The sequence below is a fragment of the Streptomyces sp. NBC_00704 genome, from assembly GCF_036226605.1.
In the GTDB taxonomy this organism is placed as follows: Bacteria; Actinomycetota; Actinomycetes; order Streptomycetales; family Streptomycetaceae; genus Streptomyces.
In genome coordinates this window covers 3,450,535-3,469,930 of sequence record NZ_CP109000.1, presented here as the reverse complement: position 1 = coordinate 3,469,930, position 19,396 = coordinate 3,450,535, and the positions used below count along the sequence as shown (strand labels likewise).

Here is a 19,396-nt window from a genome sequence, read left to right as displayed (position 1 = left end):
GGGTGGCTCGACGGCGCCACCCGGGACTGAACTACGGATGGAACGGCGCCGCAGGGATTGAGTCGTTATTGCACAAGGCGGAGAACGGGTCGCTGTTCCTGGACGTCGAGCAGTTCACGAACCCGCTTGGGCGTCCAGGCCAGTTCATGGGCCAGTGTGGCCACCGAGAGGTCCGCTTCTTTGCAGGCCAGTTCGAAGGCTTGGCGCAGCAGTGACGGCTGTTCACCGGTGTAGTTCGATACCGACTCGGGGATGAAGCCTGGCTGGCCATCCAGCGCGCGAAGGCGTTGATATGCGCGGCTGGTCGTGGCGTCGGAGATCAGGCCGAGTTCACGGCATCGGTAGACGAGCGAGTGGATGGAGACACCCCAGACCTGCCTCAGCTCGGCCAGGCGCGCGAGATCCATCCGCTTGGGTAGGTGGGGCAGGATGCTGTCCTGGGGGGTGAGGAACTCGGCGGCGAAGGCGTCGGCCTCCTTTTCCTGCCGGCTGTCACCGGTGGCGTCGCCGTGAAGTACGAGGTGCCCGAGTTCATGGGCGGCCGTGAAGCGGTGACGGTAGATGTCGTCCGCCCGATTCGCTGTGAGGACCACGAGGGGGCGCGCCGCCCTGGTGGAGAACGCGTCCACGGTCGCCGCCGAAGGATCGGACGCGGGCGGCATCACGACAACGATGCCGTGGGATTCCATACGTCGGACGAGGTGGGTGACCGGCCCATCCCCCATCCCCCAACGCCGCCGAAGCTCTCGTGCTGCCGCTGCAGGGTCGGTGGGCAGTTCCGCTCCGGGATGGACCTCGCCGCCGGCGAAGCCGGGCAGGTTCACCAGGGGAAGCTGAATCCGCCGTTCGAGGGCGTAGGTGAGTTCCCACACCTGTTCGGCGAAGGCCAGGGCGCGTTCCCTCTGCGACTTCGGTGTGCTGCGCAAGCTGCGGAAATGGGCCATGGAGGAGTCGAGCCGGTTTGCCGGACGGCCGACCAAGAAGAAAGTGGCAGGCACACCGAGCACTTCGGCAAGACGGGGGATAAGGTCCGGACGAGGACGGGACACCCCCGTCTCGTACTGGCCCACGGCCGCCGGAGTCACCCCAAGAGCCTGCGCGACGTCCTTCTTCGTCATCTCAGCCAGCCGACGCGCCTGCGTCAGACGGGTGGGATCGAAGCCGTCGGAAATGGCGCGGGGCGTGGTGCCCCGCTCCTCCAAGCCCGGGATGAGGTCTTGCTTAATCGTTCGCATCGTCTTCGCTGGTCTGGTCGTCGGCCGGCTCTGCTTCGGTCAGCGGCGGAACGTCACGCTGTTGATCAACGCTCGCACGCGACGACAGCGTAAACGTCGGCTGTGCCCCGCCGTCGAAGCTTGTCAGTTCCCGCTCGGACGAAGTTGCCTGCTTGGGGATCGTCCCCAGACGTTGGCCGTGGAAGGTGACGGTTTCCGGCAGTGGAAGCGGCTCCGGGAGGGTCGCCCACTCCAGGCGTCGCTCCGCCCCCAGCGCGGCCCTGCCCCAATGAGCCTCCAGCAGCTCGGAAGCGTTGCACGCGAAGGGAACCAGGATCAGTTGCGTCCCGGGCGGCACAGCCGCGAGACCACCTCTGGGCTTCACCACCTCAGCGCTCTCGTCAAAGCCGTCCAGCTCGAACGCACCCTGCTCATGGGTGGGGGGCGGCGCGAAGTTGAACAACTCCTTCACCAAGCGGGACTCGCGAGGAATGCGAGCTGTACGTACGTCCGACTTGGTCTTCGAGTACAGGAACGGATAGAGCAGACCGTTCCCCACGATCATCAGCTCGAACGGGAACCCGAACGGCTTGACGGGAGTGGCGCCCGGCAGATCCTTCAACTCCTCCCACACCCGCTCGAACTGGCCTTGCCACCGGGCCGAGCCGTAGGTGTGGTTGGTACGCGAATCAGTCTGTTCCTGTGCGGCCTGGGCGTTCGCCTGCATGTTTCGCAGCGCCTGCCCGAGGCCCACACGGACCGCGGGTGCCTGCTCGCCGAACACATCGGTCGTCCAGGAGGGAAGATGCACACTCATGCGACGACTCCTCTGATCGGACTTCGCATTGGAGCAGTTAACCGGCAGGTGAACTTTAGTTGATGTCATAGATTTTGCACAAGTGCTTCTCCGTGGCGCGCGATTCGCACGGATGCCGCCTGTCTCGGAGCCGGTCAACCCCAAGCCGCACCGAGGTTGACCAGCCCTGAAGCGGCGGTCCAGCTGGCAGTTGAGAATCAGCGACGGCGCTGTACTCCCGCTACCAAGGGGAGAGGCGCAGGCTGCGGTGTCGTCGCGTACGAAGTGTGCGGGGTGGAAGCAAGGCCGGTTCGCGTGCTGGGCGACGGCGTTGCGGTGAGACGTTGGATGCGCCAGACCAGGACGCGTGCGGGCGAGTCCGCGTCGCCCAAGGCGCGCTGGTCGACTGCCCCTTGGAGGAGTTGTGCCGGATCGTGGCCAGCAGCCTCGGCTTCGGTGAGGGTTACCGCGAGGGCATCGAAGGCCGGGTCTTCTACGACTTGCTGAGCGTGGTCGGGCACGGCCTGGCGTAGGTGACGGATGTGCCGGTCCACGGTCTGCTGGGGCGGTCGGCGCTGGGCGAGGGCGGCCAGCGGCGCGGCTGCGGCTTGGTCATAGGCAGCCTGGAGGTGGAGCAGGCTCTGGTGGGCGGCTGCGACTTGTTGGTCGTGGTGGCGGAGCTGGTGCCAGCGGGCGGCGGCGATAACGGTGAGGATCGCGGCGTCGAGGAACATCGCCAGGGCTGTGCGGTCCTTGGGGGCGGGCTCGCGGAGTATCGCTCGTACGGCGCCGCGCAGGGCTCGGGCGTGGTGGTGTTCAGCCTGGATGCGGGAGCGGGTGGCGCGCTCGAAGGCGGTGGCTGCTTCTCGGAGTTGAGGACGCAGGTCCTGGGGCGCGATGAGAGGGAGGGAGTCGAGGGCTTCACCGAAGGCGGCTATGTGGGCTTGGGAGGCTTCGTCGTCGCTCTGGTCGAGGTGGTGGGAGATGCGTTCGGTGGCGGCGGTGGCCTGGTGCCAGGGGTCGGGCCTGCGTCGGCCTAGCTCGTCGGTGGGCTGTGCTTCGGTGTTCTCCAGGCGCTTTCGAATCTGGGGGAGGGACAGGTCGGGGGCGAGGTCGTAGCCGGAGAACCAGACGGGTTGTTTGTCGGCGGTGGTGGTGTCTTCGCTGGCGACCTTGTAGCCGCGTACGTCGCCGGAGGGGAAGTACACCATCTCGACGAGGACTCCGTCGGTGTGGCTGAGCAGGTGGACGAACTCCTCGACGCTTGAAGCAGCGGCCACGGCGGTCCGGATGGTGACGCGCAGGCGGTCGCGGGCGGGCTTGTCGTGGCCGGCGCGGCGGGCCTTCTCCTGTTCGGCGCGGGTGGGCCGCTTGGCGGCGGTACGGTCGCCGCGTGCGACGCGGAAGAGGCCGTACTCCTTCTCGACGGCGGCGAGTTCACGGTTGGCGTTGATGTAGTCGTTCCAGTGGCGTGCGGTGCTCAGGTCGCCGCGCACCTTGGTGGCGGCGATGTGGATGTGGTCGGGGGCGTGGCGGACGGCCACCCACCGGCAGCCGTCCGGGTCACCGTCCGGCGCGATCCCCGTGGCCGCCACGACGCGGCGGGCGATGTCGGCCCACTCCTCATCGCTGAGGTGGCGGTCGGACTTGGCGGCCCGGATCGAGCAGTGCCACACGTGCTGCTCGGGGGCGCGGTTGAGCCGCCGGGCTTGCTTGACGTGCAGGTCGAGGTCGGCCACAAGGAGTTTCTTGGTGGCGGCGAAGTCGTCGGCGCGGCCGGGGTCGGGGGCGAAGCCGTCCCAGGAGGCGACCAGGTGCGGATCGGTGTGGTCCTTGGCCCTCTTCGTGTCGAACAGGTACCGGATCAGGCCCGCGGTGCTCTTGCCGCTGCTGATCTTCGGGACCATCAGGCTGCCTTCACGGTGACGGCCTGGTTCGCGGCGGACGCGATGTGGCGGACGGCGGCGCCCACCGCACTCACGGTCTGCTCGGCCTGGGCCAGGACGGCTGTATCCCCAGGGTGTGGATGACCGCCGGAGTTGACCTTCTTGGCGATCTGGTTGACGTTGTGGCCGATCTTGGCGACCTCTCGGCGCAGGGCGGTCAGCTCGTCGATGTAGTCGTCGAGCTCGGTGCGCTGGCCGGGCAGGCCGAGGTCACCGTGGACGTGGGCCATGACGACCGCGCCGACGTAGTGGGCGGCTGCGATGTTCAGCGACCGGGCCTCGGCGAGGATGTCGGCCTTCTCGTCGACGCTGTAGCGGACGTCGACGCGCTCTTTGCGCTGGACGGATTCACGCTGGCGGCGTCGGGCGACACGGTGCAGCGCGGCGGTGTCGGCGGCTCGCGGTAGTGGCACGGCGGCGGTGTCGGGCTGTTTCTCCTCGGGTGCCCCCTGGTGCCCGAGTGTCTCCGCCACCCCCGGGGCGGAGGCATCCCCGTTGCGGCCGTCCTTGGACGGTCCAACGGCATACCTTGCTGCGCTGTCTGGGGCTGAGGTGGTGTGCATCCGCTGCTGAGCTGTGGGCAGTTCGTAGTGTTGTTCGTGCATGGTGGTACTCCGGCGGTGAGGGGGCGGGGGGCGTGTCACGTGCGTCGCATCCGTCCCATGCCTGGTCAGGGCAGGTACGGACACTCGGGCAGGTACGGAGAAGTCCGTCCCGGTGAGGACATCCGTCCCCGCGCTGACCTGCGCGGGGACGGATGCGACGCAGTGATACGGACCCAGGGGGAGGCGGGTCAGCGGGCGCGGTTGGGGCCGGCGGGTCCGCCGGGTGGGCCGATGGGCAGCTGAACCGCCGGGGCGGCGGGCGGCTTGCCCTGAGCCTGGCGTGCGGGCGTGGCGTCGTGCGTGGGGGCGGGCGCCGTCTCGGTGAGGTCGGGGCAGTGTCGGGCCCAGCTGTCGAGGAACCGGTTGCGGGTGTACCCCTTGGCCTGCCTGCCCTTGTCGAAGCGGTAGTTGGCCGGGCGGATGTCGAAGTCCCGGAGCATTCTGCCCAGGTGGTAGGCGTTGAGCCCGTTGGTGCTGTGTTCCGCCCAGGGGGCGTCGGGGTCCTGGAGCAGGGCGGTGACCAGATCCAGGGAAGACAGGGCCTCGGGGTTGCCGTGTGCCTCGAAGACGCGGTGGATGTCGCGCAGCAAGCGCGTCTTCAGGTTGGTTTGCTCGTCCTGGACGGCCTCGAACCGGGTCATCGCCAGACAGGCCGCACGGGCGCTGGCGGGCCAGTGGCCGCCGGCCAGGTCGGCGATGATGACCAGCGGCTCCCAGGTGTCCGCCGCCCGGTCCTCCACCGGCATCGTTGGCGCCATGCGGCCGGCCGTGCCGCGCAGCGGTCCCAGCCAGGCGGCCAGCTTGTCCCGCAGTGCGTTCAGTTCCGGTGTGGCGTGGCGCGAGCGGAATGGGGTCACCTTCTCGCCCGGCTTGCGCTTTTGCATGCGGAGCACGACTGCCCGGTCCGTGATCGTGTCGGGTAGGTCGCCGATCGAGGCCAGTGCGGCCATGGCGAAGGTCGGATACGGGGTCGGCTTGTGCTCCGGGCCGGAGATGCGCCAGGCGGGCCGGTTGCGCTGGTGTCCGGCGTTCAGCAGGCCGCGAAGTTCCTCGTTGTCGCCCGCCTTGCTGAAGATGGTGTCGGCCTCGTCCACCAGGATCGTGCGCGGGTTCTTGCCGATGATGCGGAAGAGCACCGCCGTGGACATGTTCACCGTCATGATCGGCTGGTGGACGGTCTCGTGGAGCACGTCCAGCACCCGGGACTTGCCGCAGCCCTTCGTCGGGCCTACGACCGCCAGGCGCGGCGCGTGCTGCAGAGCGGTCTGGATGTGTGTGGCCGCCACCCAGAGGGTGACGGCTGTCAGCGCCTCGTCACTGGGAAGTACGACGTACTTGCCGATCGCCGCCCGCAACTCATCCAGCAGTTCCGCACCCTCACCGGAACCCTGTTCCTCAGAGTCTGCCGGTCCCCGAGGGGGCCGGGAGCCGGTCCCGTGATCCGGTCCCCGTGCGTCGACGGGACCGGTCCCCTTATGCTGGGCAGTTCCCGCCACGGGGCTGTCGGCCCCCAGCGACTGGCGGGGACCGTGATCACGGTCCCCATTGCGGTCCCCTGGTGCAACTGCAGCCTCTTGGGGAGCGACCCCCACTTTGGCGCCGCTGACCTGCGGGTTTGCTCCGGATGCCGATACGGGGACCGGGACGTGCGGGGACCGAGCAGCGGGTACTTCGTGGGGACGGTCCCCAACAGCGGCGTCTGTAGACGGCTGGGGACGGTCCCCGTGTGCTTCCACATCCGCCGAGTGCTCTACGGTCCCCGACGCCGGGGATTGTATGTCCGCCTGATCCCTGCGGCGCCAGGGGACGCCCTCGCCGGGGATCGCGGGAGTGGGCCAGCCGGTCGGGGAGGTGTTCGTGGAGTTGCGGGACGTAGGGTCGTCCAAGACGTTCCTCTCCGGTGAGGGGCAGGACGGGCAAGGTCCCGCCCCTCACCAGCTCATTCGTTCAGGGATGGGCGATCAGTTGGGAAGTCTTCGGCCCTCGGCGTTGGCGCGCCGGGGGCCGCTTCGTTGTCCGCGTCAGATGCGGGGTCAGGCCGTGAGGTCGTACGACGTCTGGGCGTCCAGCCACGCGTCCACCTCCCGCCAGCGGTAGCGCAGGTGACGGCCGACCTTGTGGACGCTGGGGCCGATGCCCCGGTACTTCCACTGGTAGAGGGTCTTCACCGGCACCCCGAGGTACGCGGCCACGTCGGCGGGAGTGGCGAGCTGGTCACGTTCGGCGCCGGCAAGGCGCGGGGAGTGGTTCGGCAATGAGGTCTCCATATCGGAATCAGGGTTTTGGATGGCAGGCGTGGGCAACACGGCCACACCGCCTGGGAAGCGTCCAGAGTGAATTCTGAAACCCCCGGTTACTTCCCTCAGCATCGCCGGGGAAGACCAAAACAGTAAGGGCGGATCCCCGGTTGCCGAAATCGCTCCCGCGGAAGCCGAAATTTTCTGCGGCGAAGCAACCGGCCGAGGTGCCGGAATCCGGTACCTCAGCAGCTCAGAGGCGGCGTCCAGCGCTGAGAAGTGACGTGGCCAGTCCAGTGGACATCGCATCCGATAGCTGCTCAAATCGCCCACTTCTTTGACGCGGAGGGAAGATAGCACAACCTCCCCGCCGAAACGGCTCGTGATGTACCGGAATTCGACGAGACGAACACCACTTCGCCCCCGAATGACTTTTGGAGAGTTTAAGAACTAACTCTTGCCATGACGACCGACTGCGAGTTACAGCTATTTGTTATGCCCAACCGACCTGTCGAAATAGGCCCTGTCGGCCTCCACACCGCCCGCGCCATCGAGCACCTACGTCTCGTGCGCGGCCTGACCCAACACCAGCTCGCCGCCCGCTGCACCGCGCTGGGCCGTCCGATGGCCAACACCGCTCTCAGCCGCACTGAACGCGCCCGCCGCCGATGCGACGTAGACGACCTCGTCGCCCTCGCCACCGCGCTCGGCGTTTCCCCCACGACCCTGCTCCTGCCGCTCCCGTCGGTGTCCGGTGATGACTGGTGGGGGTGCTAGTTGGCGCGGGTCTGGATTGAGGACCGCATAGGGCACGCGGCGTATGTACAGGCCGTGGCGGACGCCAAGCGGGCAGGGCGCACGCCACCGGGGCGCTACCGCGTGCGCTGGTACGACCCCGATGGCAAGCCGAAGATGAAGACCTTCGCCCGCAAGGTCGACGCCGAGGCGGAGCGGACAAGGATGGAGTCGCGTCTCAACGACGGCTCCTATCGCGATCCCGCAGCCGCGCGGGTGAAGTTCGCAGAGGTGGCGGAGTCCTGGCTGGCGGCGCAGCTCCACCTCAAGCGCTCAACCCGGGCTCGCTACCGCGGTGTTCTCGACGTCCACGTGATCCCCAAGTGGGGCACCACCCCGCTGGACCGCATCCACTTCGAGGACATCGCCGAGTGGCTCGCGGATCTGCTGTCCGGCGAGGCGACCGGCGGCAGGAAGCTCAGCCCCCGGTCGGTCCGCAAGGCGTACGTCGTCCTCAGTCGCGTTCTCGGCTACGCAGTCAAGGCCCGTCGTCTGGCGGCCAACCCGGCTGTCGGTGTGCCTCTGCCGAAGGCGATGCCCGCTGATCACGTGTACCTCGACGATATGCAGGTCGACGCGCTGGCTAACACGTCAGGCGCCTACCGGGTGTTCATCCTGCTGCTGGCCTACACCGGACTGCGCTGGGGCGAGGCATCCGCGCTCAAGGTGGGCCGCGTCGACCTGGACGCCTGTCGGGCCCACATCGTGGAGGCGTACGCCGAGGACAACGGCAAGCTCTACCTCGACACCCCCAAGAACCACGAGCGCCGGTCCGTACCGATCCCGCGGTTCCTGGCCGACGAGCTGAAGCCCCACGTCACGGGGAGAGGAGATGACGACTTGCTCTTCACCGCCCCGCAGGGCGGGCCGCTCCGGGCCCGGAACTTCCGTCAGCGGTTCTTTGCGCCGGCGGTCGTAAAGGCCGGGCTGGGGCATCTCAAGGTCACCCCGCACAAGCTGCGCCACACGGCGGCCTCGCTCGCCATCGCCAGCGGCGCGGACGTCAACGTCGTACAGACGATGCTGGGCCACAAGTCCGCGACGCTGACCCTGGACACCTACGGGCACCTCTTTCCCGACCGCCTGGACGAGGTCTCGAAGAAGATGCACAAGCGCCGCTCCAAGCAACTGGCCAAGGCGAAGGCCAAGCTGGAGAAAGCGGAGCGGAAAGCCCGTGAGGCCGCCGAGACCGTGGCCGCCCTGGAGGAAGACGCCGCGTGATGTGTGCCTAACCCGTGCCGGGGCGCCGTAACCGAAGGGGGCACCCCACCGCGCTGATGCGGTGGGGTGCCCCCTTGCGTCTTCCTCGGATCAGGTCAGTCGCGGCCGACGGCTCTCGTCCCAGAACCGGTCCATCGCAGCAGCGGCCGCATCCCCAGCCAACCGCTCGATCCTCTCGGGCACCTCGCGCTCGTCGAGGACGAAGAGCCTTCCACCGACGAGACGGGTGGTCGTCTTCCAGCTGAGACGCTGTCCCGCCTCCCTGGCGGCACGCCGGACATCCTTGATCTCGCCCATCTCCGCAAGATCGTCCGCGCTGAGGATCAGCTGACCGTAGTAGCCCTCGTACTCCGGCTTCAGCGCGGCCCGCATCAGCGACTCAAGCCGGTCGACCAGCTTGTCGTAGCGTCGCCGGGCCAGCTCATCCTTCGCGGGCATCGCACCAGCTCCCCACCTCTGCCCGCAGCGACATGTGTGCCATATGTGTGCTGCGAGTACGAAGGCCCTCCCGTCCGATGGACGGAAGGGCCCTTGACCAGGTGTTTCTCTGTGCCCCCGGCAGGATTCGAACCTGCGACACCCGCTTTAGGAGAGCGGTGCTCTATCCCCTGAGCTACGAAGGCGGGGTGGTGGCCCTGTGGGTCACTGGCGTCAGCGTACCGGATCTGGGGTGTGGGGCGTGGGGGGTCAGGTCAGGGGGACGCGGGTGAAGCGGGCGGCGGTGTGGAGGTCTGTCTCGATGTGGGCGGCGGTTGAGGTCAGGGCGGGGAGGATGTCGTCGACGCACTCCTCGGTCGTGCGGCGGGCCACGTGGGTGGCCGCGTTCAGGGCGGCGATCACGCGGCCCGTCCGGTCGTGGACCGGGACCGCGATGGAGCGCACGCCCTGTTCCAGTTCCTCGTCCCTCACCGTGTAGGGGGCAGGGGGCTTCTCCAGGAGCAGGCGGCCTGCCGTTGTCCTGCCGGCGGGCAGGCGGGTGCCCGGCCGTACGTCCACGCTCATGACGTGGCTCGCGGGCACCCGGGCCGTGTACCGGATCTCGTCGCCCGGCTCGGTCAGGACGGCCAGGGCCGTCGTCTCCTGGACGGCGTCCGTCAGGGTCCGCAGGTGCGGGAGCGCGATCTGGGGGAGGGAGGTGCGGGAGAGCGGCGGGAAGCCCAGGGACAGGACGCGCGGGGTGAGGGCGAAGGTCCGGTGTGGGGGCTGGCGGTCCGTCGCGGCTGTGGTGGTGGCGATGGTGGTGGTGGTCGGGGTCAGCAGGCCCAGGTGTTCGTAGGTGATCAGGGCGCGGCGGGCCGTCGCTCTCGCCAGGCCCGTGGCCTTTGCGATGTCCGTCAGGGTCAGTTCCGCCCTGCCCTCGCCGAACGCCGTCAGGACGGTCAGGCCGCGGGCCAGGGACTCGACGAACTCGCGGCCCAGTTCCTGCTTCGACGCCCCCGTCCAGATCGCCAGGCCGGAGCGCGGCGGGCCTGGCGCGGGGGGCGGCGCCTGGCGCAGCGTCTCCTCCATCGCCGCGACGGTCGCCCGCAGCCGCGGCAGCAGTGCGCCGCGCAGGTCGGCCGCCGTGTGGCGGCTGGTGTGGCTGACGACGCTCGCGACGCACGCGATCCGCCCCGTACGGGGGTCCCGTACGGGGACGGAGACGGCCACCAGGCCGGGTTCGATCAGCTGGTCGTCCAGGGCGTAGTGCGCGGAGGCGGCGTCCGCGGTCCGGCGTTCGAAGTCCTGGGACGCCTCCGTGTCGGTCGGCGGATGTCGGACGGGCGGGACGGTGGGGAAGCCGCGGTGGTGCGGGTCCTGCTGCCTGCGGGTGCGCCAGGTCCGCCAGGCGTCGGTCGTCCACTCCGTCGCGAACAGCGGTCCCGGCGCGGTGCGTTCGGCCGGGAGGAGGTCGCCGATGCGGAAGCTCAGGGACAGCGCGCGCCGGCGGGTCGCCTGGTGGACGAAGCGGATGCCGTCGCGGTCGGCGACGGCCAGGGAGACGGACTCGTCGAGTTCGTCGGCCAGCGCGTCCGCGTGCCCGGACAGCAGGTCGGGCAGGCGCAGGGCGGCCAGATAGGCGTTGCCCAGCTCCATCACGCGGGGCGTCAGGGTGGCGTCGCGGCCGTCGAGGCGGACGTATCCCATGCGGGCGAGGGTGGCGACGATCCGGTCCACGGTGGAGCGCGCCAGGCCCGTGGCGCGTTCGAGGGCGCTCGGACTCAGCACGCCGTTCGCCTCGGTGAGCCGTTGCAGTACGGCGACGCCGCGCATCAGCGGGGCTACCGCCTCGGCGGGGGGCGCCGGGATGGAGTCGGGCAGTGGCATGGGCGGCTTGTGCTCCCCGTCGTACGTGAGTGGCCTTGCGGGTCCTGACAGACCTACGGGTCCTGAGAAGGCCTACGGGCCCTGAGAAGACCTTCGGGCCCTGACAGGGCCTACGGGTCCCGGCAGGACCTGACGGGCCTCGTGGGTTTCACGGACACCGTAACGGGGGAGCGCGCTGGGGGGCGGAGAGCTGTGGTGGCGGGCGGAGGGGTGCGGGGGCGGGTGGACTACTTGCGTGTCACCCGTACCCGGTAGTTTCCCTGTGGGTCCGCTTCGGCGACCGTGATGCTGATGCCGCGCTTGGGGTCCTTGAACGTCTCGCCCGGGGTGAAGGGGGCGTCGGAGAGTTCCGCGTGGACGTTGGGGCTGCGGGTGCAGCCGCCGCTGTCGGTGCGGGAGTCGTAGACGGTCACCGGGCCCATGCCGGTGTCGACGTCGGCGTCGACCTTGTAGACGAGGACGCCCGGCCGGCACACGTTCTCGTCGTTGCCGCCGCGGGTGCGCAGTTCGACGGCGTAGCCGGTGCGGTCGCCGATGGGGACGAAGACCAGTTTCGGGCCGCCCGCGCGCGAGAGCGGGGTCAGGGTGTACTCCCTGGTCCCCGCGGCCGCCGCGCAGGAGATCTGGGAGGCGTCCAGCCAGCCGAGCTTCCATTTGTGCCAGCCGAGCATGTCGTTGTTGGCCCCCCAGTCCTCGCTCATGATGTCCCAGTGGCCGACGGCGCCTCCGCCCTCCTGGGTGTAGAGGTCGGGCAGGCCGAAGACATGGCCGTTCTCGTGCGGCAGGACCCGGTAGCCGGTGTGGTCGTAGGAGCCCGAGCCGTCGTCCTGGCGTGAGTAGACGAAGGACGCGTTGGCCACGGCGACCCCGTCGGCGACCGGCGCCTCCAGGTTGCCGGCGAACGTCACCGACAGGACCGTGTCCAGAGCGGAGGGCCCGGCGTTGGGGGTGACCAGCACGTTCAGGAGGTCGTAGGCGCGGAAGTCGACGCTCGGGTCGGCGGCGGCGACCATGTCCTGGACGAGTTCGCGGTAGCCGGGGTCGAAGGGCGCGCCGCGTTCTATCCCGTACGCGTGGAACGGCTTGGGCATGCGCAGCCAGTGCCGGACGGGGGTCTCGGCGCGGTAGTCGAGACGGCCGTAGGAGGCCGTGCGGAACCACGCCTCGGTCTGGGGGAAGAACTCGCGGTAGCGGCTGAGCGCGCTGCCCCGGCCGGGCGCGTCCGAGAAGTCGATCATCAGGGTGAGGGCGCGGACGGTGCCGGTGGAGCGGGAGTAGCCGCCGGGGGTGGGCAGGCCCTCGGACATCTGGACGGCCGAGCCGGGGTTGATCATGCAGGGCGCGAGGGCGGCGGAGCGGGCCAGTGCGACGGGGCCCGCACCGGCCGTCGTCGAGCCGGGGACCGGCAGTCGGTGGCCCGTGCCCGCAGAGGTGCTGACCGCCAGCGTCAGGACGGTGACCGAGGCGAACGCGGCGACGCGGCGCGGGCGTATCCGGCGGCTCAGGGCGTCCCGGGCGGTGCGCACGGGCTGCGGCTGCATGCAGGGGCCTTTCGCTCCAGGCAGCCACCGGTCACCGGCTGCACCCTTTCGATCACCCTCTGCCGGACCGTCCGCGGACGCGCGTTGGAGGAGACCGATCGTGGATTACCGGCCGGTATGCCGCCTTGGCCCCCCGGCCGGGGCGGCCGCTCGAGTTCGGTATGCGACTTCGGCGTTCCCGCCGGGGGTTCGGGCGGCGCTCGGCGGGGCGCGCCCGACGCGCCCCCAGCGACGCGTCCCAGTGGACGCATCGAAGGACGTGCCCAAGGGTGTGACCCAGGTCACAGGAAGAAAGTTTCGGATCCGGGAAATAACCGGGGACGCCTTCCCCGTTTAGCCATGTGTCCGAGTGAAACGGGGACTGGCTCCCCGGATCGCATCTCAGCCCCGAGTCGGACTCGTCGTCGGCCGGATCCGTTTCCGGCGGGTCGCGCGAGTCGGCTCAGAGCCCCAGACAGGAGTACGCCGTGCAGACCGCGACCGCGATCCCCGCAGCGCGCAAGGCGCCCCGGCCCCGTGCCGACGCCCTGCGCAACCGGGAGCGGATCGTCACCGCCGCCCGTGAGATGTTCACCGAGTTCGGCCCTGATGTGCCGCTCGACGAGATCGCTCGCCGGGCCGGCGTCGGCAACGCCACGGTGTACCGCAACTTCCCCGACCGGGACGCGCTGGTCCGCGAGGTCGTCTGCTCGGTGCTGGACCGTACGGTCCGGGCCGGGCAGGTCGCCCTCGACGAGACCGGCGACGCCTTCGGGGCGCTGGAGCGATTCGTGCACGCGGCCGCCGACGAGCGGATCAGCGCGCTGTGCCCGATGGTCTCCAGCACCTTCGACGAGCACCACCCCGACCTCGAGGCCGCCCGTGAACGGGTCGAGCGGATCATCGAGGAGGTCATGGACCGCGCGAAGTCGGCCGGGCAGCTCCGGCCCGACGTCGGCGTGGGGGATCTGATGATCGTGGTGGCGCAGCTCAGCAGGCCCCCGGCCGGTACCGCCTGCCCGAGCGTCGACCGCTTCGTCCACCGCCACCTGCAACTGTTCCTGGACGGACTGCGGGCCCCGGCCCCCTCCGTGCTTCCGGGGGCCCCCATGACCATGGAGGACCTGCGCCGGCCCTAGCGGCCGGCCCTTGATCGATCGAACGATCCAGTGATCGTGATCCGTGATCCAGCGATCAGAGAATGAGTGACTGAGTGACTGAGCAAGCGAGCGAGCGAGCCAATGAGCTAGCTAGCAAGTGAGCGATTAGTTCGCGGAGTCGCAGCAGTCGATACACGCGTCGGGAGTCGAGCGCATCGGCCGTCAGTGAGGACGGCCCGGAAGCCCGGATCCCGGTCGCCCAGCCGCCCGGTCGTCATGGCCGGGACCGCCGTCCGGTGCGTCGTCCCGTCTTCAACCTGAGCCCTCACCGTCCGACCAGTCGTCCGTCATGCCCACCGCGGCACCCTTTTCTTTCGTTTTCTTCAGTTCCCTCCATATTTTTTCCGTCACGAAGTACCGAAGCGGGTATCCCCATGTCTGAAACAGTCCAGAAGGCCCCGGCCCCCAGGGCAGGCGTCCCGGACGCCAACCGCTGGAAAGCGCTGGCCTTCATCGCTCTCGCCCAGCTGATGGTCGTCCTCGACGCGACCATCGTGAACATCGCGATGCCGTCGGCCCAGGTGGACCTGGGCATCTCCGACGGCAACCGGCAGTGGATCGTCACCGCCTATGCCCTCGCCTTCGGCGGTCTGCTGCTCTTCGGCGGCCGCATAGCCGACCTGTGGGGCCGCAAGCGGGCCTTCGTCGTCGGTCTCGGCGGCTTCGCCGCGGCCTCCGCGCTCGGCGGCGCGGCCGCCAACGAGGCGATGATGTTCGGCGCCCGCGCGCTGCAGGGCGCGTTCGGCGCGCTGCTCGCGCCCGCCGCGCTCTCCCTGCTCGCCGTGATGTTCACGGACGCCAAGGAGCGCGCCAAGGCCTTCGGCATCTACGGCGCGATCGCGGGCGGCGGCGGCGCCGTCGGCCTGATCCTCGGCGGTTTCCTCACCGAGTACCTGGACTGGCGCTGGACGTTCTTCGTGAACATCCCGTTCGCGATCCTCGCCGCGGCCGGCGCCTACTTCGTCATCCGTGAGCCCGAGGGCGGCCGCAACCGCTCCGCTCTCGACATCCCGGGCGTCGTCCTGTCCACCCTGGGTCTGGTCTCGCTGGTCTACGGGTTCACCCGCGCCGAGTCCGAGGGGTGGAGCGACTCCGTGACCGTCGGCATGTTCGTCGCGTCGGCCGTGCTGCTGGCCGCCTTCGTCGTCGTCGAGTCCAAGGTCAAGGCCCCGCTGCTGCCCCTGCGCGTGATCACCGAGCGCAACCGCGGCGGCATCTACCTCTCCCTGGGCCTCGCGATCATCGCGATGTTCGGTCTGTTCCTCTTCCTGACCTACTACCTCCAGATCGTGAAGGGTTACTCGCCGGTCAAGACCGGTTTCGCCTTCCTCCCGATGATCGCGGGCATGATCACCGGCTCCACCCAGATCGGCACCCGCCTGATGACCCGGGTGGCCCCCCGCCTGCTGATGGGCCCGGGCTTCCTGGTCGCCGCGCTCGGCATGCTGCTGCTGACCCGGCTGGAGATCGGCTCGTCCTACGCGGCCGTGCTGCTGCCGGCGATGCTGCTGCTCGGTCTGGGCATGGGCACGGCGTTCATGCCGGCCATGTCGCTGGCCACGCAGGGCGTCGAGCCGCGTGACGCCGGTGTCGCCTCCGCGATGGTCAACACCTCGCAGCAGGTCGGCGGCGCCATCGGCACCGCTCTGCTGAACACGATCGCCGCGTCCGCGACGACGTCGTACATCAAGGACCACATGACGGGCGCCGCCTCCAAGCCGCAGCAGCAGCTGGTGCAGCTGGAGGGCATGGTGCACGGCTACACCAGCGCCATCTGGTTCGCCGTCGGCATCCTGGTCGCGGCCGCCACGATCGCCCTGACCCTCGTCAACGCCGGCAAGCCGGACATGGGCGGCGCGGTCGCCGGCTCCGGCGCGAAGGACGCCGAGGACGCGGTCCCGGTGATGGTCCACTGACCCGGACGGATGTCCGTAGAGGTACCCGTCGAGGCACCCGCAGAGGTCCCGGTAGCCATAACGGACGCCCGTAGCGGTACCCGCACCGACACCGGGCACCGGTACCGGTACCCGTACCCACGCGGCCGCCGCGTCGCCTGCCCCTTGCCCGCCCGGATCCGTCCGGGCGGGCAAGGCCGGAAAGGGCCGGAAAGGGCCGGGACCGGCGGCGCAGCGGGGACTACGGGGCTTACGGGGTCCGGGGCTTGCGGGATCCCGGGGACTACGGGGATCCCGGGGGCTACGGGGCTTACGGGGATCCCCGGGACGATGAGGACGACGGGGACCGGTTGCGGACCTGCTAGCGCAGCCAGGGCAGGTCCGCACCCGCTTCTTCCGGCTGAAGTCCCTCGGCGACGATCTGCATGATCTCGCCGAGGGACTTCTGCTGTTCCGGGCTGAGCCGGTCGAACACGGCGTTGCGGACGACGGCCACGTGGCCCGGCGCGGCGCGCTTGAGCATCTCCAGGCCCTCGTCGGTCAGCACGGCGAACTGGCCGCGCTTGTCGGAGGGGCAGTCCTCCCTGCGCACCCAGCCGTTCTTCTCCAGCCGGGCGACGGCGTGCGAGAGACGGGAGCGGGTGATCTTCGCGTGCTTGGCCAGCTCGGTCATCCGCAGCCGTCGCTCCGGGCACTCGGCGAGCTTGACCAGAAGGCCGTAGTAGACGTGCGGCATCCCCGCGTCGCGCTGGAGCTGGCGGTCCATGTGGTCCTCCAGCAGGGTGGTGGCGTGCACGTAGGAGCGCCAGATGCGCTGTTCCTCGGCGGTGAGCCAGCGGGGCTCTTCAGCGGATGCGGATGCCGTCTTCATGCTCCCACTGTAAACGGGCGCTTCTTGAAATTTAAACCACTGGGGAATATGCTCGCCGACGTTGTCGTTTTAGATTTCAAGCAACTGTCCGGGAGTGCGTGGGTACTCCGGAACCAGGGGCCGAGGTCCCGGAAGGAGTCGCCGTCATGTCCGCCGCAACCCAGGAGCTCACCCGTCCCCCGGAGCGCATGCCCGCGCTCTACCTCAGCCACGGCGCCCCGCCGCTCGCGGACGACCCGGTCTGGCCCGGCGAACTCGCCGCATGGTCCGCCGAACTGCCCCGGCCCAAGGCGATCCTCATGGTCTCCGCCCACTGGGAAGAGGCCCCGCTGGCCCTCGGCGCCGTCGACCCCGTCCCCCTCGTCTACGACTTCTGGGGCTTCCCCGAGCACTACTACGCGGTGAAGTACGAAGCGCCCGGCGCACCGGAACTCGCCGAGAGCGTGCGCAAGCTGCTGCGCGCTCCGGGCACCCCCGTACAGGACATCCCCGACCGGGGTCTCGACCACGGCGCCTATGTCCCGCTCGTCGAGATGTTCCCGGCCGCCGACATCCCCGTCCTCCAGGTTTCCATGCCGACCCTCGACCCCGTGAAGCTGATGGAGATCGGCCGCAGGCTCGCTCCGCTGCGCGACGAAGGCGTCCTCATCGTGGGCTCGGGGTTCTTCACCCACAACCTGGCCGCCCTGCGGCATCCGGGCGGCGGAGTGCCGACCTGGTCGGCCGAGTTCGACGACTGGGGGCGGCGCGTGCTGGAGAGCCGGGACTGGGACGGCCTGCTCGACTTCCTCCGCAAGGCGCCGGCCGGCCGGTACGCCCACCCGCGCACCGAGCACTTCGCTCCGCTCTTCGTGACCATGGGCGCGGCGGAGGTGTCCGGCGAGCTGGACTCCCAGAAGTCCGTGATCGACGGCTTCTGGATGGGGCTGGCCAAGCGGTCGGTGCAGTTCGGCTGACGCCCCGGCGACGGGCGGTCACTGCCGCGGTCATGCCGACCGCCGTCGCGGCCACTGTCCGGGGGGCGACGGGAGCTACAGCTCCTTCTCGTACCAGGCCACGTCCCAGTAGCGCCCGAACTTGCGGCCCACCTCGCGGTACGTGCCCACGGGCCGGAAACCGAAGCGTTCGTGCAGTCGCGCGGACGCTTCGTTCGGTTGCGCGATGCCCGCGTAGGCGCGGTGCAGGTCCTCCCCGGCCAGCGCGTCGAAGAGCGCTCTGTAGAGGAGGGTGCCGATGCCGCGCCGGCCCGCGTGCGGGGCGACGTAGACCGTGACCTCCACGGACGTGGAGTAGGCCGCCTTCGGCCGGTAGGGGCTGGACGTGGCGTAACCCAGGATGTTCGGCGAGGTCCCCGGAGCGGGCTGTGAGGTCCTCGGAATGTCCTGTGAGTCCGTTTCCGTGGCAACCAACAGGCGGTACGGCCCGTCTTCAGGGTGGGAGAGCAGCCAAGGACGTCGCTCTTCCGGAGTGAAGGCCACCGTGTCGAATGTGATGGCCGTCTCACGAACGTAGTGGTTGTAGAGACTTGTGAGCGCGTCGAGATCGGCCTCGACTCCAGGCCTGACCTGCACCTCTGTATGTTCCGACGGCATCATGCCTCCCAGGTGGTCCGACAGGGTACTGCATGATCAGAAAATTCGGGGTGCGGGTTGGGAATTCTGTCCTGATTCCAGTCGTTGTTTCCATCAGATGCAGGGCACTCGAGGAGAGTCCAGAGTTCCGACAGTGCCGGGCGTCTGAAGGGCCACCCGCTGAACCACCATCGCAAGGGAGCACGCATGGCAACCCGTGCCGTCGCCCGCCGCAAGTCCGCCACCGGCGAGACGAGCAGCGCGGCCCGCAGTGTTCGCGCCCATGGCGGCGAGATCGCCGACCGCGACCTGGTCGGCATGTACCTCGACGAGATCGCGCGTACACCGCTGCTCGACGCCGCCAAGGAGGTCGAGTTGTCCCAGATCATCGAGGCGGGTGTCTTCGCGCAACAGGTCCTCGACGGCGAGGAGGAGTCCAGGGCGGACGCCTCCCGTGAGGAGCTCGAGGCCCTGGTCGCCGCGAGCGAGCGGGCCAAGGACGTCTTCATCCGTTCCAACCTCCGCCTGGTCGTCGCCGTGGCCCGGCGCTACCCGCGCAGCGGTCTGCCCCTGCTGGACCTGATCCAGGAGGGCAACGCCGGCCTGGTGCGCGCGGTCGAGAAGTTCGACTACCGCAAGGGCTTCAAGTTCTCCACGTACGCGACCTGGTGGATCCGTCAGGCCATCACCCGCTCCATAGCGGACCAGTCGCGCACGATCCGCCTGCCCGTCCACCTGGTGGAGGAGCTGGGCAGGATCCGGCGCGTGCAGCGCGAGTTCAACCGGGAGAACGGCCGCGACCCGGAGCCCGCCGAGATCGCCGCCGAGCTGGGCTCCACGCCGGAGCGCGTCACGGACGTCCTGGACTGGGCCCGTGACCCGGTCTCCCTCAACATGGCGGTCGACGACGAGGGCGAGACGCAGTTCGGCGACCTCCTGGAGGACACCTCCGCGGTCTCGCCGGAGCAGTCGGTGATGACGCTGCTGCGCAGCGAGGAGCTGGACGGCCTGATCGACCGCCTGGACCCGCGCACCGCGTCCATCATCAAGATGCGGTACGGCATCGACGACGGCCGCGAGCGCACGCTGACCGAGGTCGGCAAGGAACACGGCCTGACGAGGGAGCGGATCCGCCAGATCGAGAAGCACGCCCTGCTGGAGCTGAAGAAGCTGGCCCGCGACACGGGCTTCGAGGCGGCGGCGTAACCGAGACGGCGGCGCTACCGAGGCGGCGGCGTTACCGGATGGTCCGCGGGCC

The 19,396-nt window shown here is 69.4% G+C and carries 17 protein-coding genes and 1 tRNA gene; 6 read left to right on the top strand and 12 right to left on the bottom strand.

The genetic code is table 11. The annotated features are described in order from the left end of the window. Positions 1 to 65: 65 nt before the first annotated feature. The 6 genes from OG802_RS15080 to OG802_RS15055 all read right to left on the bottom strand — a co-directional run bounded on the left by OG802_RS15080 (position 66) and on the right by OG802_RS15055 (position 6,828). Positions 66 to 1,235, bottom strand: coding sequence for a helix-turn-helix domain-containing protein (locus tag OG802_RS15080; protein ID WP_329410938.1), 1,170 nt, complete (start codon positions 1,233 to 1,235; stop codon positions 66 to 68). Continuing rightward, a complete protein-coding gene (locus OG802_RS15075; protein WP_042177017.1) occupies positions 1,222 to 2,031 on the bottom strand; it encodes a hypothetical protein in 810 nt (269 codons plus the stop codon). The genes OG802_RS15080 and OG802_RS15075 overlap by 14 nt, the downstream gene beginning before the upstream one ends. Positions 2,032 to 2,228: 197 nt before the next feature. Beyond that, the gene (locus OG802_RS15070) at positions 2,229 to 3,917 is read right to left on the bottom strand and encodes a relaxase/mobilization nuclease domain-containing protein (protein ID WP_329410937.1); all 1,689 of its coding nucleotides are present in this window, start codon (positions 3,915 to 3,917) and stop codon (positions 2,229 to 2,231) included. After that, positions 3,917 to 4,561 (bottom strand): MobC family plasmid mobilization relaxosome protein, encoded by a 645-nt coding sequence (locus OG802_RS15065; protein ID WP_329410935.1) that lies wholly within the window; start codon positions 4,559 to 4,561, stop codon positions 3,917 to 3,919. Before OG802_RS15065 ends, OG802_RS15070 begins: the two co-directional genes overlap by 1 nt. Before the next feature lie 188 nt (positions 4,562 to 4,749). Next, on the bottom strand, positions 4,750 to 5,916 hold the full coding sequence (locus tag OG802_RS15060) for a DUF3631 domain-containing protein (RefSeq protein WP_329410934.1): 1,167 nt from the start codon (positions 5,914 to 5,916) through the stop codon (positions 4,750 to 4,752). Positions 5,917 to 6,594: 678 nt separating this feature from the next. After that, positions 6,595 to 6,828, bottom strand: a complete 234-nt coding sequence (locus OG802_RS15055; protein WP_170320875.1) for a helix-turn-helix transcriptional regulator — start codon at positions 6,826 to 6,828, stop codon at positions 6,595 to 6,597. Positions 6,829 to 7,293: 465 nt separating this feature from the next. Between OG802_RS15055 and OG802_RS15050 the strand changes: the two genes are divergently transcribed. Continuing rightward, on the top strand, positions 7,294 to 7,575 hold the full coding sequence (locus OG802_RS15050) for a helix-turn-helix domain-containing protein (protein WP_329410930.1): 282 nt from the start codon (positions 7,294 to 7,296) through the stop codon (positions 7,573 to 7,575). Between the two features lie 54 nt (positions 7,576 to 7,629). Beyond that, positions 7,630 to 8,814, top strand: coding sequence for a tyrosine-type recombinase/integrase (locus tag OG802_RS15045; RefSeq protein WP_329410928.1), 1,185 nt, complete (start codon positions 7,630 to 7,632; stop codon positions 8,812 to 8,814). A gap of 90 nt (positions 8,815 to 8,904) precedes the next feature. Here the strand turns inward: OG802_RS15045 and OG802_RS15040 are convergent, their stop codons facing one another. From OG802_RS15040 to OG802_RS15025, 4 genes are all read right to left on the bottom strand, one after another. Continuing rightward, positions 8,905 to 9,252 carry a hypothetical protein gene (locus OG802_RS15040; RefSeq protein WP_042177201.1) on the bottom strand — a complete coding sequence of 116 codons (348 nt, stop codon included), beginning with the start codon at positions 9,250 to 9,252 and terminating at the stop codon, positions 8,905 to 8,907. A gap of 112 nt (positions 9,253 to 9,364) precedes the next feature. Continuing rightward, positions 9,365 to 9,437, bottom strand: a tRNA-Arg gene (locus OG802_RS15035). A 64-nt stretch (positions 9,438 to 9,501) separates the two neighbouring features. Further along, positions 9,502 to 11,121, bottom strand: coding sequence for an IclR family transcriptional regulator domain-containing protein (locus OG802_RS15030; RefSeq protein WP_329410925.1), 1,620 nt, complete (start codon positions 11,119 to 11,121; stop codon positions 9,502 to 9,504). A gap of 227 nt (positions 11,122 to 11,348) precedes the next feature. Next, the gene (locus OG802_RS15025) at positions 11,349 to 12,662 is read right to left on the bottom strand and encodes a M6 family metalloprotease domain-containing protein (protein WP_329410923.1); all 1,314 of its coding nucleotides are present in this window, start codon (positions 12,660 to 12,662) and stop codon (positions 11,349 to 11,351) included. 467 nt (positions 12,663 to 13,129) lie between these two features. Between OG802_RS15025 and OG802_RS15020 the strand changes: the two genes are divergently transcribed. After that, positions 13,130 to 13,780 carry a TetR/AcrR family transcriptional regulator gene (locus OG802_RS15020; protein WP_329410920.1) on the top strand — a complete coding sequence of 217 codons (651 nt, stop codon included), beginning with the start codon at positions 13,130 to 13,132 and terminating at the stop codon, positions 13,778 to 13,780. Positions 13,781 to 14,175: 395 nt separating this feature from the next. Next, positions 14,176 to 15,717: an MFS transporter gene (locus OG802_RS15015; RefSeq protein WP_329410919.1), complete on the top strand. Its 1,542-nt coding sequence runs from the start codon at positions 14,176 to 14,178 to the stop codon at positions 15,715 to 15,717. Positions 15,718 to 16,057: 340 nt separating this feature from the next. On the opposite strand, the gene OG802_RS15010 is transcribed toward OG802_RS15015, so the two are convergent. Beyond that, positions 16,058 to 16,567, bottom strand: a complete 510-nt coding sequence (locus OG802_RS15010) for a MarR family winged helix-turn-helix transcriptional regulator (RefSeq protein WP_329410917.1) — start codon at positions 16,565 to 16,567, stop codon at positions 16,058 to 16,060. 146 nt (positions 16,568 to 16,713) lie between these two features. Here OG802_RS15010 and OG802_RS15005 point away from each other — a divergent pair, with 146 nt between their 5' ends. After that, positions 16,714 to 17,523: a dioxygenase family protein gene (locus OG802_RS15005; protein ID WP_329410915.1), complete on the top strand. Its 810-nt coding sequence runs from the start codon at positions 16,714 to 16,716 to the stop codon at positions 17,521 to 17,523. 75 nt (positions 17,524 to 17,598) lie between these two features. Here the strand turns inward: OG802_RS15005 and OG802_RS15000 are convergent, their stop codons facing one another. Continuing rightward, positions 17,599 to 18,159 (bottom strand): GNAT family N-acetyltransferase, encoded by a 561-nt coding sequence (locus OG802_RS15000; RefSeq protein WP_329417069.1) that lies wholly within the window; start codon positions 18,157 to 18,159, stop codon positions 17,599 to 17,601. 186 nt (positions 18,160 to 18,345) lie between these two features. Between OG802_RS15000 and OG802_RS14995 the strand changes: the two genes are divergently transcribed. After that, positions 18,346 to 19,344 (top strand): sigma-70 family RNA polymerase sigma factor, encoded by a 999-nt coding sequence (locus OG802_RS14995; RefSeq protein WP_329410913.1) that lies wholly within the window; start codon positions 18,346 to 18,348, stop codon positions 19,342 to 19,344. Positions 19,345 to 19,396: the final 52 nt, after the last annotated feature.

What these genes read in the sequence shown, in the direction of transcription:
- OG802_RS15080 (WP_329410938.1), bottom strand. Translation starts at nt 1,235, where the DNA reads ATGCGAACGATTAAGCAAGACCTCATCCCGGGCTTGGAGGAGCGGGGC.
- OG802_RS15075 (WP_042177017.1), bottom strand. Translation starts at nt 2,031, where the DNA reads ATGAGTGTGCATCTTCCCTCCTGGACGACCGATGTGTTCGGCGAGCAG.
- OG802_RS15070 (WP_329410937.1), bottom strand. Translation starts at nt 3,917, where the DNA reads ATGGTCCCGAAGATCAGCAGCGGCAAGAGCACCGCGGGCCTGATCCGG.
- OG802_RS15065 (WP_329410935.1), bottom strand. Translation starts at nt 4,561, where the DNA reads ATGCACGAACAACACTACGAACTGCCCACAGCTCAGCAGCGGATGCAC.
- OG802_RS15055 (WP_170320875.1), bottom strand. Translation starts at nt 6,828, where the DNA reads ATGGAGACCTCATTGCCGAACCACTCCCCGCGCCTTGCCGGCGCCGAA.
- OG802_RS15050 (WP_329410930.1), top strand. Translation starts at nt 7,294, where the DNA reads ATGCCCAACCGACCTGTCGAAATAGGCCCTGTCGGCCTCCACACCGCC.
- OG802_RS15040 (WP_042177201.1), bottom strand. Translation starts at nt 9,252, where the DNA reads ATGCCCGCGAAGGATGAGCTGGCCCGGCGACGCTACGACAAGCTGGTC.
- OG802_RS15030 (WP_329410925.1), bottom strand. Translation starts at nt 11,121, where the DNA reads ATGCCACTGCCCGACTCCATCCCGGCGCCCCCCGCCGAGGCGGTAGCC.
- OG802_RS15025 (WP_329410923.1), bottom strand. Translation starts at nt 12,662, where the DNA reads ATGCAGCCGCAGCCCGTGCGCACCGCCCGGGACGCCCTGAGCCGCCGG.
- OG802_RS15015 (WP_329410919.1), top strand. Translation starts at nt 14,176, where the DNA reads ATGTCTGAAACAGTCCAGAAGGCCCCGGCCCCCAGGGCAGGCGTCCCG.
- OG802_RS15010 (WP_329410917.1), bottom strand. Translation starts at nt 16,567, where the DNA reads ATGAAGACGGCATCCGCATCCGCTGAAGAGCCCCGCTGGCTCACCGCC.
- OG802_RS15005 (WP_329410915.1), top strand. Translation starts at nt 16,714, where the DNA reads ATGTCCGCCGCAACCCAGGAGCTCACCCGTCCCCCGGAGCGCATGCCC.
- OG802_RS15000 (WP_329417069.1), bottom strand. Translation starts at nt 18,159, where the DNA reads ATGCCGTCGGAACATACAGAGGTGCAGGTCAGGCCTGGAGTCGAGGCC.
- OG802_RS14995 (WP_329410913.1), top strand. Translation starts at nt 18,346, where the DNA reads ATGGCAACCCGTGCCGTCGCCCGCCGCAAGTCCGCCACCGGCGAGACG.